This is a genomic window from Bacillus hominis, from assembly GCF_018332515.1.
Lineage (GTDB): Bacteria > Bacillota > Bacilli > Bacillales > Bacillaceae_G > Bacillus_A > Bacillus_A hominis.
This window is the reverse complement of sequence record NZ_BOQD01000669.1, coordinates 1-270: the sequence shown is the minus strand read 5'-3', so window position 1 is coordinate 270 and position 270 is coordinate 1. Positions and strand designations below refer to the sequence as shown.

Below are 270 nucleotides of genomic sequence, written 5' to 3'. Positions count from 1 at the left end.
GGCGCAAATTCCTCCACGCGTTTATGAAGGCTGGGCCCCCTATCTCTATATCATCTGTATTATTTTGCTGGTGGCGGTAGATGCTTTCGGTGCCATCTCTAAAGGCGCTCAACGCTGGCTGGACCTCGGTATTGTTCGTTTTCAGCCGTCGGAAATTGCCAAAATAGCCGTACCACTGATGGTTGCGCGCTTTATCAACCGCGACGTTTGCCCGCCATCGTTGAAGAACACTGGCATCGCGCTGGTGCTGATATTTATGCCCACGCTGCT

1 protein-coding gene is annotated in these 270 nt (G+C 52.6%); it reads left to right on the top strand.

What is annotated here, in order from left to right:
* Positions 1–270 (top strand): FtsW/RodA/SpoVE family cell cycle protein (locus KI356_RS28940; RefSeq protein WP_212937083.1); only part of this gene is annotated, 270 nt, incomplete at both ends.